Consider the following 13,427-nt stretch of genomic DNA (forward strand, 5'->3'; position numbering starts at 1 on the left):
CAAAGAGAGAGGAGCAGGAAGCCTCGCCTAGGCGCGCGATGCAGACCGCAATCAGTGCGGCCAGGCAACTCTTCAGGTCTCAGTTAGAACGCTCGCGGCAGGGGTACCTGCGAGCGGGGTGAGACCGTAAGCCGTTTCGCACTCATATGCCGCTCGGAGAGTAACGCGCTCACCAGGCACACTATGGCAAGGCAGCCATTAAGAGCGCAGCAGAGACAGAAAATGATTCACTGAGGCGCCGCAATTTGCAGAGCCTCTCTTGCAGACAACGCGCGCAAGATCTTGAATTGACGCTGCATACGACTGACTATCTTCGGATCATTTCAAGTTCGATGCACCAGCAAGTTCTGGGGGTCTCAGTTCGGCATAGAGCTTGCTTGATGTGCAATACCATTACGGAGCCGTCGCCGTGATGTTGGGGCGGACCGCCGTGTCCGTCTAGATGACATAGAGTCCGCCCCATCCATTTCCACCTGACCAGGCCACATTTTGAGACCACTGCGATCGCGCTAGGCTCGTCATCATATCCTACCTATCGGTGAATCTTACTCCTGCACATGGGGTCATCACGATTGGCGAGTGCCTCTGACGCCAACTTACCTTGAACCCTCCAACGAGTGTATTCGATGAAGGTATCTCAACCGTTCGCAATGACCGGCCATCTCATCAATCGGCAAACGATCCTCACAATACGCAGACGTAGTTTCCGTATTCGGCTGTGCAGGCACTCTCACGACACGCGAGATTGTGGACTGCATCAAGATGCACCTATTCGCTTAGAACGACGGGCAGGTTTTGGCGCTGTTCGCTAATGGGCAGCTATTGATCGCATCGCAGTCCGACACGTTGTGAATCACTGATCTTCTGTGGCAGGCATCACTCGATCCATGATCTCGGATTGTGCGCGGACGTGGTCGCAGCGCAGATCTCAGCCTATCCCGCCCAGGCGTCATGAAGACTTGTCGGTCTATGCCGCCCAGAGTATCACGTTGGAAGCCACGTCGCAGCGGGCCCGTAGCTCAATGGTCAGAGCCGGCCGCTCATAACGGTCTGGTTGCAGGTTCGAGTCCTGCCGGGCCCACCAACGTCATCAACCATGTGCGGACACTTTGAAAACGACTCGATTTCCGCTTTAAGAACGACTCGATTTCGTTTTGAAAACGACTCGATCTCGGATCCTCCTGACAGCACTAACAAATTTCCATCGATTTTTTTCGTCAATTTTTGAGCTCGGAAAAAGTCAGGGGGGTCTAATTAGGCTCTCACCCTCGTCCGACATCTGAGCAATCGGGACAATCACCTATCGAGGAAGTCATGAAGCGCCTTTTTGCAGGCGGGGCGCGTCGTGGTGCAAATGCAGGATTCGAGCGATCGCGAGGCCAGCATCGATCTCATCGGGAAGGCATTCGCGCCGCCCTGCCTTTTCTGCGCAGAAGGTGGTTGGAAGCGCCGCGGGATTTTTTCAAGACCGCCCCGGCTAGGCCGTGTGACACGATACCGCGCAAAAGCCTCGAATGTTTCTCGGGCACCGTCACGCCGGCGACGTGCAGCTTCTGGCCATTCCATCACCGACAGTCGAGAAAGCATCTCCGGATGCATCGGGGCAAATGGCCCGGCACGCCCATCGACCAAGCCGGAGGCAATTCGTTCCTAATGCGCTGCGCGGTCGCCGGCGCAATCGGGCATGCCTAGCGAGCAGTTCAGAGCCGCGAACACCTCTCGCTCGGTCAGGTGGCCCTGGCGGAGAGAGTGGGACTCTCTCCCCCTGGGCCGCAATTGCGCGAATTCCGCCGCAAAACCAGGATTCCTAAATAGCCCGGCCGTGATTTGTGACCACCGCCGTGTACCACCCGCTCGGCGATTCGGGGCGTCAATCTCGGTCGATTTCGAGGAGCCTCGAGGCATTCGGGCCTAATGTTTTAGGGCGACGCCCGCTCATCGATCCCGCGCGACGGATAGTCCAGCCAGCAGAGAAGAGTGATTGGCAAGCCTCTTGGATAGGAATTCCGTGAAGAGCCGCACGCGCTTGGTCTTGCGCGTCTCGCCCTGGGTAAGAAGCCAGAGTGTTCCATACATGTGCAGGTCGATGCCCGGCACCCTGATCAACGAAGGATCGGCGTCTCCGACGAAGCACGGGAGTCTCGTCATCCCGATCCCTTGCCGTGCCGCGACAATCTGGGCTCCTGCGTCCGGGGTCTTGAACGGCGACCCAGTGGTGCGGACCGCTCCTTTGCGAACCCAACCTGGCAGCTCGTCGTCGTTCACGACGATCCACCGGAGCGGGTCTGTCGCGCCCTTTCGCCACGCGGCCAGTCGATCGCGGGACATGTAGACGCCGCCGTACATCTCCGGACCCTTGAGGCCGTGAAGATTGAGCGCCAGGTTCTTGCGGTCGCCGACGTTGCGGACCGCGACGTCGGCTTCCCTGTTGGTGAGGTTCGCCACCTCGCCGGTCGAAAGGACTTCCATCTCGATGTCGGGATGCAGGCGCGCGAACTCGGCGAAGTCCGGCATCAGAAGGTGCGTCGCGAGGAACGGTGGAAGCGTCACCCGCAACAGACCGCGCACGCCTTGGTCGCGGCCGAAGACGCGGGTCTCATTAGTCGAACGCGTCTGACATGGTCGATAAACGCCCGTTCTCGCCCATAGTTCGATCGCACTTGATGCCGCGAATCCGCGGTCGAATGTGAACCGGCGCGGCAAGGCGACCACCGCACGCTTAAAGCGCGCGGCGGCCAGGATCTCAGCGCAGAAGCATGATCAGAATGATAAGCGGGATCGGAATTCCAACGAGCCAAAGCAGAATGGGCATGGTTCTCTCTCCTCAGTTTCTTGCCAGCGATGATTGAGTGATTGCGTAGCGCTTCTTTCCCCATGTCCCGTCCCGAAGTCCGCCGCCTTCCATGGCGGCGAGGGTTGCGGAAAATGCACCGATGAACAGCGACAGCGTCAGCCAGATGGCCGTTTGCATCGCGGCCTTGCGAGCGGCCTCGAGGTCGGTCTTGGCTTGGATCACGACGTCGTTCACGCGCTTCTCGGCGTCGGCCTGGCTGAGGCCGGTGCGCGCGGCCACCACTTTGGCGATGTAGGCCTTATCGTTCGCGTTCACATTGCTTCCGGTACGGAAGTCGGTGGTCAGCAGGCGCACCATCTCTGGCCGCGGATCGGATTGCCCCTGTGCCTGTGCGGACGGATCGTTGGGACGCAGCAGCGTATCGACGTAACCCGCCATCGGCCCGGAGTTCGTCGCGCTTGCCGCGCCCTGGACGGCGCCGCCGAGAGCATTGCCGAGAAGCGTGCTGGCGGGCGAGGCCAGCAGCACGGCTCCGAGCACGGACGCGACCGCCCAGGCCAGGAAGCCGTGGGCGGTGTCCCTGAACAGGACCTCGGTCGTGTGGACGCCGACCCACTTCGTCCGGAGACGGCCGGCGAGATAGCCGCCGATCGCGGACGACAACATCGCCATCACGATGAAATAGAGACCGGTGCCGATCTTGAACGTCGTCGCCGACACCCCGGAATTGCCCCACGGCGACACGACCGCGAAGCCCATGCCGAAGGACAGCAGCACGAGGGTTATTGCGAGCGAAGCCGCAGCGCCCGCCAATACGGCCGCCCAGGACACGCCGGCGAGCGACGGTTCGACGGTCTCCTCTGCCGCCGTTTGTGCGAATCCTTCAGCCATGTCGTTTCCTTCCTTGAGAACTTGATGCCCAAGAAATGCGCTGTCCGGCGGTAAGTTCCTCGGATGAAACTTGGGAGACCACGCATCGAGCCATCCTTGCGGGCGATCTCGACGTCCCACTGCATGTGGTCGAGTCACCGACGATGCGTGAGGCGGGGGATGACGACGAGTCATCGAGGTGCGCTGCTGTGTCGGCTTGGCCGCCTCGTCTGAGCATGGCGTCGTGGTCTAATCCTGTCAGCTGTCAGGCTCTGACCGCATCAAGAAGTTGGCGGGGGACGAAGGGTTTCTGCAGGAAGGCCGTTCGCGGCGGCAGGCGATCGACCACGGTGCCGGATATTGCGATGATGTTGAGCCAAGGGTGGCGCCCTCGCGCGTATTGGGCCAAGTCCGCTCCCGTCATGTTGCCGGCTCGAAGCAACGATGAGCTCCGCCGCTTCGGCCGTCGCGCACTCGACAACTTCGAAACCTTCGTCCCGGAGCAGGTCGGACATGATCTCCCGCTGCAGCGGATCGTCTTCGACCAGCAAGGTTACGAAGTTGGATATTCCGGTTTTTCTCCTCGTGCATGCGTGTCAATCCGGAGTCGCCGATTTGGTTCGAGGCATCCGCCTGGGCCATCACAAGTCTTCGCGAAGGCCCTTGTAGAACGGGTGCCGGACCTTTCCTTCGGCTGACTTCGCCCGATACTCGATCTCGGCGAGCAGCTTCGGCTCGACCCAGACACCCTTGTGGGCGATCCGCTTCGCGTAGGGCTGGGTCTTCCGGACAAGCGGCTCCAGTCGCCGCCGGAGCTCGGCGGCCGAGGTCTTGTCGAAGCCGTGGTCGACCTTGCCGGCGTAGACCAGGTCGCTGCCCTTTCGGCGGCCAAGGTAGATGCCGTCCCACTTTCCCTCGTCGAGCGCGAAGCCCGCGATCGCCAGCGTCTCCCGCTGGGCACAGGTCTTCTTGACCCAGTTGTTGCCCCGGCCGCTGGCGTACGCGCTGTCGCGAACCTTCGAGACCACTCCCTCCAGTCCGATCTTGCAGGCGTGCGCGAACATCTCGCGGCCTTCAATCTCGAAGCTTTCGCTGAACTGGATTTCGGTGCCGCCGACGATCTTCTTGAGTTCGGCTTTGCGCTGGAAGAGCGGCAGCTTACGGAGGTCGCGGCCGTTCAGGTACAGGAGATCGAAGGCGACCAGTACGATGCTGGTCGACCTGCCTTTCAGTTCGTTCTGAAGGACCGAGAAGTCCGTGGTGCCGTCCGCAGCGGGGACCACGACTTCGCCGTCCACGATCGCCGACCCCGCCTTGATGTGCCAAGCGTCGTCGGCGACTTTCTTGATGCGGTTGGTCCAGTCGTGACCGCGGCGGGTGAAGACCTTCACGGCTTCGTTCGCCAAATGAACCTGGACGCGGTAGCCATCGAACTTGATTTCATGAATCCATCGCGCTCCGGACGGCACCCTCTCGATCGATGATGCCAACGCCGGTTCTACGAAGCCGGGAAACGGCGCCTTCACGCCAATCGCCGCCGGTTTACGCCGCTGAAACGCCACGCAACGAACTCCACCTCAACAACTGGCGGACTCAAAGCCCGAGCGGCAGGATTCGTTTCCGGAACCCGCGAATCCTTGCGGCGTTGCGTTCTTCATCAAAGTTCGCAAGAGGAGGAGCCGACGGCGGCAGCGAAGAAGAAGACCGCGCGTGGACGCAAGCAGGACCGGGCACGGGTCGCCAAGGGACAGGACTACGAGGTCCGCTACGAAGCGAAGAAGACCGGCCGCTCCGCATCGGCCGTGAAGAAGGCCGTCAAGAAGGTCGGCAACAGCCGCAAGCAAGTGGAGAAGCGTCTCGGCCGCTAGGCCGCCTCAGATCCGGCCGGAGAACCGTGTGAATGCGGTCAGCCTCTGCACGGTTGGCTCGACGTCCTGCATGTAGATCTGGGTCCTTAGAAACGCGATCTCGTCGTCGAGAGCGGTCTCGTCGACGTCGATGAACCAGGACTTGGGTCGGCCGTCGCTGCCGTCATTCCACCGATAGCCGCGCCGTTTCAGCGAATCCTTTAGCTCGAACGGGGTCTGCTCCGCCCAGACCCGCAGCGTCGGCTTGCGGGCGGTCTCCAGCAGCAGCGCCAGCGCCGGCGAGCCGGTCGTCGGCAATTCGAACGCGAGCACCTCCAGCAAAGCGTGGCAGTCGTCGACGGCGCGGTGCGCTCGGTGGAAGTAACCGGCTCCGTTCAGGAGATAGCCGAGCTGCGAGCCGGCGAAGCCATGTTTGCGCCAGTCGATCTCGCTCATGCTGCAGCCCCAGGCCTTGTGCTCGAACACGGGCCAGTAGCGTTCGGCGAACCTTCTGTCGAAACTGCTATTATGCGCGATCGTGATGACCCCGCTTTCGACGAAGGCCGTGATGGCGGCATCGTCAAATTTTTGGCCGGCGACGGTTTCGTTGGTAATGCCGGTGAGTGCCGTCACTTCCGCCGAGATCGGCGCACTCGGTTCGTTGAAGGCGGAGAACGTGTCTCTGACGCCGACGATCCGTCCCTCGGCGGTATAGTCAAACGCGACCATCCCGAGCTCGATAATCTCGTCCTTGGCGTGGTCGAGGCCGGTTGTCTCGGTGTCGAGAAGAATGCCCGTCCGGACCTCCTGGCCGGCGGCCGGCGTGTAGGGAGACCGGGGGATCAGGCGCCGAAGGACCCTGTAGTCGGCCGACTGAGCCAACGCGTCGGCCATTGCGGCCAGGTCCCCCGGGTCCAGAGTATGCCCGTCTCTGAGGGGCTGGGTCAGCGCGTCCATGGGTCCACAATACCGGCCAAAAGCTCCACGAGGTACCAGGAAAACAAGCGATTCACGACGTTTTCGGACGTTCCTGAGAGCGCCGCGGGCAGATGGCCGATTTTCCTGTTGGCGAGCCCGGAGGATGTCGGAACCGGCAGGCTCCGTTCGTCTTGAATCCAGCACCGTCCCTCCGGAGTACCGCGTTCATGGCCCCCCGCGCCAACTGGAAAGGCTTCCTGCGTCTGTCACTGGTGACCTGTCCGGTCGCGCTCTATCCGGCCACCTCCGAGTCGGAGAAGATCAGCTTCAACCAGCTCAACCGGCAGACGGGCCATCGCATCAAGTACCTGAAGGTCGACGCCGACACCGGCGACGAGGTGCCGAACGAGGAAATCGTCAAAGGCTACGAACTCGACAAAGGCCAGTACATCGAGGTCTCCAAGGAGGAGCTCGAGGAGATCGCGCTGGAGTCCACGCGGACCATCGAGATCGACGAGTTCGTCGACAGGACCGACATCGATCCGCGCTATCTGATCCGCCCCTACTACATCCGTCCCGACGGCAAGGTCGGGCATGACGCCTTCGCCGTGATCCGAGAGACCATCCGCGAGATGAACAAGGTCGCCATCGGTCGCGTGGTGCTGACCAACCGGGAGCACATCATCGCACTCGAGCCGATGGACAAGGGCTTGGTCGGCACGCTGTTGCGCTATCCCTATGAGGTGCGCAGCGAGCAGGAATATTTCGACGAGATACAGGACGTGAAGGTCACGAAAGACATGCTGGATCTCGCCAAGCACATCGTGAATCAGAAAGCAGGGCGGTTCGATCCGGACAAGTTCGAGGACCACTACGAAACCGCGCTGATCGACCTCATCAACCAGAAGCGCGCCGGCAAGCCGATCACGCCGAAGGAGCGCCCGGCATCGACCAACGTCGTCGATCTGATGGAGGCCCTGCGCCGATCCGTCGGCAAGGAGACCGCGCCGGCGAAGGCCTCAAAGCCCGCCAAGAAGCCGCGAAAGGCGGCGGCCGGCCAGAAGGAAATGCTGATGTCGATCGAGGGCAAGAAGCCCGCAAAGGAGACCGCTGCCAAGAAACCGGCGGCCGGGGCGCGGCGGAAGTCGGCGTGAAGCACCCGGTGACACCGGATGGCCGATACTTTGTCGTCCGCGGACGTCTTTGGCGAATGGCAAACCCAGCGCTGGACGAGGCCGAGCGGTCCGACCTCGTCCACCGATTGATGACTGCACGGCGCGCCGTCCGCGATGCGAAGCAAAGTGTCGACCGCCAGGCCGAAGCGGCCGCGCACAAGGCGGTCGACGAGGTCAAGCAGGCCCTCGGGGAGCGAGGCCCTGTCTGGTGGAGCGACGGCGCGCCGGATCTCAATCGGCACATGGCGAAGAGCACGCCGTACGCGAGCTGGTACGAACAGATCGGGCGGTCGCGCCCCGGAGGGACCTGATGCCCAAGGCAGCCATCTTCGACATTGACGGGACCCTGATAGATTCGGTCGATCTGCATGCGCTTGCCTGGCACGAAGCGATGGTCAAGTTCGGCCATGACGTGAGCTTCGAGCAGGCCCGGGGCCAGATTGGCAAAGGCGGCGACAAGCTGATTCCGCACTTCCTGAGCGAGGACGCGCAACGGGACCATGGCAAGGATCTGGAGGAATGGCGCGGCCGACGCTTCAAGAGCGCATATTTGCCGCTGGTGCGCCCGTTCACCGCAGTCCCGGATCTGCTCAAGCGCGTGCGCGACGTCGGCGTCCGGATCGCCGTCGGTTCGTCGGCCAAGAAGGACGAGGTCGCCGAGTACCTCGAGATCGCGCGCGTCGCCGATCTAGTCGAAGTCACCGCCGCCTCCGAAGACGCCGAGGAGTCCAAGCCGGCACCGGACATCTTCGAAGTCGTTCTAAGAAAACTTAAGCTCAAAGGAGCCGACGCCGTCACCATCGGAGACACGCCCTACGATGCGGAGGCGGCCGGGAAGGCCGGTATCCGCACGATCGGTGTTCTCTGCGGCGGGTTCACGGAGCAGTCGCTGCGGCAAGCAGGATGCGCCCAGGTGTACCCAGGCCCGGCATCTCTGTTCGCCCGCTTCGAGACTTCGCTGCTTGCGGAAGTGCAAGGATGAAAACTGCGCGATCTGAATGACCCAGCAGACTGATGGGCATCTGTTCGAACCGCGCAATCCGCTTCACACCCCACCCGCACGCCCTCAGGCGCATCATCTCCGCCACGTCATCCGGCGTCTTCATCACCTGCCCCCGTGGATCATTCCACGGCGAGCCTTCAGTGATTCGTTCCCGCTTCATTCACTCTCTCCTCAGCTATCCAAGGAGGGGGCAATTCCTCATGACGCTGAGGGGGCAGTTTTCCATGGCGCGCGACATCTGGCCGATCGAGGGACGATTACGACTGGCATCGTTGCCCTCCGAAGGCAAAGGTCACACGTTCGAATCGTGTCGGGTGCGCCAGTTTGGAAAGGCCAGAATTGAAGGCATTTCCAGCGATTTAGGCCCTCCTGCCCCAGCGCCCGAAAAACTCGCTGTCACCACCGTGTCACAGCGAGAAAACACATGGCCACAATCAGGCAACGAGGCAAGAAATGGCAGGTCCAAGTCAGGCGGGCAGGCTCTGGAGCCGTCTCCAAGTCCTTCCTGCGGAGGAAGGACGCGGACGCCTGGGCAAGGCAAATGGAGATTCAGGCCGACCGGTCTGAACTGCCTGCCGACAGCGGGGCACTCAAAACCCTAAAGCTGGCCGATCTTATCATCCGCTACCGCCAAGAGGTTAACCACGAGCGCCTGAAGGCGGCCCGATTGGCGCGTGAAGCCAAGTCGAAAGACTCCCGGGCATAATCGTCTCTCGATTCATAGCATCGAGAGCACGGCGATTCCGTTTTCGAGCTCTCCCAGGGTGATTACCGTGAATTAGGACACCCGCTCGATCTTCGGATGGAGCGGGTTTTGTTTGTCCTAATGCATGAGGAAGAAATCGGGAGAGCCGTCGCCCGAAGGCATCGCGCGCTCGAACCGCAAGCGATTGTTTGCTGAAGACGTGCCATAGGCGACCCAATAATTACCGAAGTGGACGATTGTTACCTAGCCCAAGCTGCTACTGCTGGGGAGGGCTTGGCTCCGGCAAGCCGAGCATCTTGGCTCGCTTCGCGGCCATCTTCCGGTAAGCCTTCGCTTGGCTCTCCATCGCCACTTTCAGCTTAGGGTCCGATTCTTCGGCCGCCATCCGTTCAAACTGGAGGGCGTGTTCGAGGTACTCGCCGAGCAGCTTCACATCCCACCCCTTCAGGCCAGCCAGCATTGATCAGTAGAAATTCATTTACTGCTTCGTGGTCTACCCTGAACAGCCGAGCGGAGCCAACCAGGCCAAGTGCTGGAACTGGTTTCGCTCTGGCGACCAACGGCGGGACCACGGCGAGCCTTCGCTGATCGCTGGCATCACCCGTCAGATCATGCGCGACTAAGGGACCACCTGAGGAGCCAGCAGCAAAGAATTTCAGAGTTGGTTGTTCATAGTGTTGCAGTAGAGCGAGATCCTTCTCTGGTCCGGTGGCTCGGGATCGCGAAGATCGAGGAGACCACATGTTCGGCTCACGCAGTGGGCCAATCGCGAGCTTTGTCGATGGCCGCATAGACTGAAGTTCCTGCTTTGGGCCGAGCCTTCTCGCACGAAAACGGAAGTCATAAAGGGTGGATGTTCGTCCGCTTGTCCTGATGAGGTCTAGGAATCCAGGGCCAACTGGTCTCCTCGCTGCTTCTGCAGCATCGCCTCACGAATTGCTTCCTGGACTCCCGCAGCAGCCGACCCAATGAGGAATCTGCTGGGCGACACTTGAACAATCCTCCCTATGAGCAAGAGCGCGACAGATCACCATCGCCATAGATCGACGCCTATTCCCGGTGGTTGGATGCCGATTCGATGGCCGACTGATCCTGGACTCGGAAAGGGCGCCGCGCCCGCAACCACAACGCGCCCTGTGGGGCTACGATCGCCCCCGGACTTTGCGCGAGCATTACGTCTGGACAGTCCTGTAAGCCTGTTCTCCAGCGCGATCCGGAGTGACCGCATGATCAACTCGCTGGCTTTTCAAACCCACTTCAGATAGGTGACTGAGGTTCACCGATGCTTGCAAAGTTCTCATTTGTCGGCCGGTTCCGGCTCGACGCAAACTAGCCCCAAAGTCAACGCTCTCGAGCGTTTTGGGGAGGAAACGTGCTTCTACAACGCCAACTGGCGTCCATTCAGGTTGCGGGCGACGAGCCCGGACCCTCGATGCGCCTGCGCCGCAAATCCTCGACATAGATGAATTTATTTCTCTCGGCCGGTCACCGCCGACGGCGTCCGTTCACGCAGGCGGCTGACTAACCAGGCCGGATCACGTGAGAAGCGCACCGAAGCCGGCTCTTCCGGACTCCGGACGCCCAAGAGGAGGAGGAAGGGATGAAGTTCAGGACGTTTCTCGGCGCGGCCGCAGTGCTGGCGCTGGCTGCAGGTTCGGCGCCGGCCGCGGACAAGGATGCCGCCGACGCAGCAGTGGAAGCCGCGAAGAAGTACGCGGGTACAACGATCAGCATCGTCTGGGAGGCCGGCCTGCAGTCGCTCGACCCGCTGAACTATTCGGGCCCGCAATGGGAGAAGCTCACCGGCATCAAGGTGAAGGTGGTCGAGGTGCCGACCGACCAGATGTTCACCAAGATCATGCAGGACTTCAAGTCCGGCGCCGGGGCTTATGACGCATTAAACGTGATTCCCTCCTGGATGCCTGATCTCGCGCGTGCCGGAGCGCTCGAACCTCTCGACAAGTACGTCGATAAATTCGGCTATCGCGACGAGTTGCAGGACATCGCTGCGGCCTATCGCGACAATCAGATGCAGTATGACGGGAAGATCTACGGCTTTCCGGACGATGGCGACGTGATGCTGCTCTATTACCGCAAGGACATCTTCGAGGATCCGAAGATGAAGGAGGAATTTAGGGCTAAGTTCGGCTACGAGCTCGCGCCGCCGAAGGACTGGAAGCAGTTCGATGAGATCGGCCAATTCATCACTGACAAGATGGCGCCCAAGGTTTACGGCGCCGGCTTCTTTCGCACCGCGCCCTATCCGCAATACATGTTCCAGGAGCGCTTCCGCATGGAGGGCGGCAAGTTCTTTAACGCAGACACCATGAAGGCGACGGTGAACAGCGACGTCGGCCTCAAGGTGTTCAAGGGAATGCTCGCGGAAAACAAGTTCATGCCGCCGGGCGTGGAGCAGTGGAACTTTGTCGACAATCTCGCGGCTTTCCTCCAGGGGACGACCGCGATGACAATTTCCTGGCCTCCCTATGGACGGTGGGCCGCGGGTTATGGCTCCGGCGAAGAAGCATTGAAATGGGTGCCGAAATCGCAGGTGGCCGGCAAGGTCGGCTATGCCCTCAACCCGCTCGGTCGACCGGAGCTCGGCGTTGGCTTCGATCTGTCGGTCTCGGCCACGAGCAAGAACAAGGAAGCTGCCTATCTCTTCATACAATGGCTGAACAGCGAGAAGACTAGCCTCGAGCGCGTCCAGCTCCCCTATACGCTGCGCGATCCGTTCCGCCTGTCGCACTACGCGAGCCAGAAGTATCGAGCGCTCTGGCCTGACGCTCCTGCCTATCTCGATACGATCAAGACCTCGGGCGAGAAGGGCCTGCTGGACCTCTCGCTGCTGCAACAGGATAAGTACGACGAGGCGATGACCAAGGCGATCTCGAGCCTGTGGGCTGGCGAAGATCCCAAAGCCATCCTCGATCGCCTGGCGCAGCAATTCGATGCCATCACCGAGAAGGTCGGTATCGATAACCAAAAAGCCGTCTACAAGGTGTGGGCGGCAAAGCCCGGCGCTTATCCGCAATAGCTGACCCGGACGCCGCACGGGAGCATTTTCCTCCCGTGCGGCGCGCCGTTTCCTGGACTGGTGATGACACTTTCCGCAAGTCTCAATGGTACCGAACGACGCCGCCCCAGCCGCCTCGGGCGCGTGCTTGAGGACCGCCTGCCCTATCTCGTCGTCGCACCGGCGATCCTGATCCTTCTCCTGGTCGGCCTGTTTCCCCTCATCTACTCGCTGGTCGTGAGCTTCCAGCGCATCACGATGACCGAAAACGACACCTCTTTCGTCGGCCTCATGAACTACGCGGAATTGTTCAGGGATACCCGTCTCTGGGCTTCCCTCGGTCACACCGCGATTATCACGGCAATCGCCCTGCCGCTGGAGCTGCTGATCGGCTTCCTGATGGCGCAGCTCTTCATCGACCGTATGCCCGGGCGCCAGGTCTTCGTCGCACTGCTGGTGCTTCCGACCGTGATCTCTCCGATCGTCGCTGGCGCGACCTGGCGCCTGTTATTCGACGTTCGCTTCGGTCCCATCGGTGAAATCCTGAGTTTCTTCGCGGGCGAGCCGGTGCGCATCTTGTGGACGGTCAATCCCGCTTACGTCTATCCGGCGATCATCATCTGCGAAGTCTGGCAGTGGTCGCCCTTCATGTTCCTGCTGCTGCTCGCCGCGATGTCCAATGTCGACCAATCTCAACTGGAGGCCGCGGAGATCGATGGGGCCTCGTACCTGCGCGTGCTTCGCGGAATCATTCTGCCGGCGATCGCGCCCGTTGTCGCCGTGGCCTGCCTGATCCGCGGTCTCGACCTCGTCCGCATCTTCGACATCATCTGGGCCCTCACCGAAGGCGGGCCGGGCTCGATGACCGAGACGATCTCGCTCTACACCTATGTGCAGGGCTTCTCGCAATTCGAAACCAGCTACACCGCCGCGATCTCCTTCCTGGTGATTGCGCTGCTCACGGCCGTCACCACGCTCGTCCTCAAGCGCATGGGGCTTGCGCGATGAGGTTAGGCAGGCTTCCGGGAAGAAAGGCCCGCATCCTGGCGCTTCGCTATCTCGGCGCCGGCGTCGTAACCGTGCTGTTTCTGTTTCCCG

General features: G+C 61.2%; 11 protein-coding genes, 1 tRNA gene and 2 pseudogenes. 9 read left to right on the forward strand and 5 right to left on the reverse strand.

Going from position 1 to position 13,427, the window contains the following annotated elements; translation table 11 throughout:
• Positions 1-1,008 precede the first annotated feature (1,008 nt).
• Positions 1,009-1,084: transfer RNA gene (locus tag SE91_RS26785), tRNA-Ile, on the forward strand.
• Between the two features lie 851 nt (positions 1,085-1,935).
• On the opposite strand, the pseudogene SE91_RS26790 reads toward SE91_RS26785, so the two are convergent.
• The 3 genes and pseudogenes from SE91_RS26790 to ligD all read right to left on the reverse strand — a co-directional run.
• Positions 1,936-2,598: pseudogene (locus SE91_RS26790) on the reverse strand (LysR substrate-binding domain-containing protein); the annotation flags it as partial.
• A gap of 226 nt (positions 2,599-2,824) precedes the next feature.
• A complete protein-coding gene (locus SE91_RS26795; protein WP_349540902.1) occupies positions 2,825-3,859 on the reverse strand; it encodes a hypothetical protein in 1,035 nt (344 codons plus the stop codon).
• Positions 3,860-4,305: 446 nt separating this feature from the next.
• Positions 4,306-5,226, reverse strand: a complete 921-nt coding sequence (gene ligD / locus SE91_RS26800; protein ID WP_061849775.1) for a non-homologous end-joining DNA ligase — start codon at positions 5,224-5,226, stop codon at positions 4,306-4,308.
• 75 nt (positions 5,227-5,301) lie between these two features.
• On the opposite strand from ligD, the gene SE91_RS26805 reads away from it, so the two are divergent.
• Positions 5,302-5,532 carry a DUF3606 domain-containing protein gene (locus SE91_RS26805; RefSeq protein WP_061849776.1) on the forward strand — a complete coding sequence of 77 codons (231 nt, stop codon included), beginning with the start codon at positions 5,302-5,304 and terminating at the stop codon, positions 5,530-5,532.
• A gap of 6 nt (positions 5,533-5,538) precedes the next feature.
• On the opposite strand, the gene SE91_RS26810 is transcribed toward SE91_RS26805, so the two are convergent.
• Positions 5,539-6,468, reverse strand: coding sequence for a 3'-5' exonuclease (locus tag SE91_RS26810; RefSeq protein ID WP_061849777.1), 930 nt, complete (start codon positions 6,466-6,468; stop codon positions 5,539-5,541).
• Positions 6,469-6,656: 188 nt separating this feature from the next.
• Here SE91_RS26810 and ku point away from each other — a divergent pair, with 188 nt between their 5' ends.
• The 4 genes from ku (at position 6,657) to SE91_RS26835 (ending at position 9,313) form a co-directional block, all read left to right on the forward strand.
• Positions 6,657-7,583, forward strand: a complete 927-nt coding sequence (gene ku, locus SE91_RS26815) for a non-homologous end joining protein Ku (RefSeq protein ID WP_061849778.1) — start codon at positions 6,657-6,659, stop codon at positions 7,581-7,583.
• A gap of 56 nt (positions 7,584-7,639) precedes the next feature.
• A complete protein-coding gene (locus tag SE91_RS26820; RefSeq protein WP_502687156.1) occupies positions 7,640-7,915 on the forward strand; it encodes a hypothetical protein in 276 nt (91 codons plus the stop codon).
• Positions 7,915-8,586, forward strand: coding sequence for an HAD family hydrolase (locus tag SE91_RS26825; protein ID WP_061849779.1), 672 nt, complete (start codon positions 7,915-7,917; stop codon positions 8,584-8,586). The genes SE91_RS26820 and SE91_RS26825 overlap by 1 nt, the downstream gene beginning before the upstream one ends.
• 445 nt (positions 8,587-9,031) lie before the next feature.
• A complete protein-coding gene (locus tag SE91_RS26835) occupies positions 9,032-9,313 on the forward strand; it encodes a hypothetical protein (protein ID WP_061849780.1) in 282 nt (93 codons plus the stop codon).
• 256 nt (positions 9,314-9,569) lie between these two features.
• On the opposite strand, the gene SE91_RS26840 is transcribed toward SE91_RS26835, so the two are convergent.
• Positions 9,570-9,773, reverse strand: coding sequence for a hypothetical protein (locus tag SE91_RS26840; protein ID WP_061849781.1), 204 nt, complete (start codon positions 9,771-9,773; stop codon positions 9,570-9,572).
• Positions 9,774-9,795: 22 nt separating this feature from the next.
• Between SE91_RS26840 and SE91_RS35715 the strand changes: the two are divergent.
• The 3 genes and pseudogenes from SE91_RS35715 to SE91_RS26850 all read left to right on the forward strand — a co-directional run.
• Positions 9,796-9,933, forward strand: a pseudogene (locus SE91_RS35715) (extracellular catalytic domain type 1 short-chain-length polyhydroxyalkanoate depolymerase); the annotation flags it as partial.
• Positions 9,934-10,913: 980 nt separating this feature from the next.
• Positions 10,914-12,350 carry an ABC transporter substrate-binding protein gene (locus tag SE91_RS26845; protein ID WP_061849782.1) on the forward strand — a complete coding sequence of 479 codons (1,437 nt, stop codon included), beginning with the start codon at positions 10,914-10,916 and terminating at the stop codon, positions 12,348-12,350.
• A gap of 63 nt (positions 12,351-12,413) precedes the next feature.
• Entirely contained in the window at positions 12,414-13,337 is a 924-nt protein-coding gene (locus tag SE91_RS26850; protein ID WP_082813841.1) for a carbohydrate ABC transporter permease, read from the forward strand.
• The last annotated feature ends 90 nt before the right edge of the window (positions 13,338-13,427 follow it).

Source organism: Bradyrhizobium sp. DOA1 (assembly GCF_001593325.1).
In the GTDB taxonomy this organism is placed as follows: domain Bacteria; phylum Pseudomonadota; class Alphaproteobacteria; order Rhizobiales; family Xanthobacteraceae; genus Bradyrhizobium.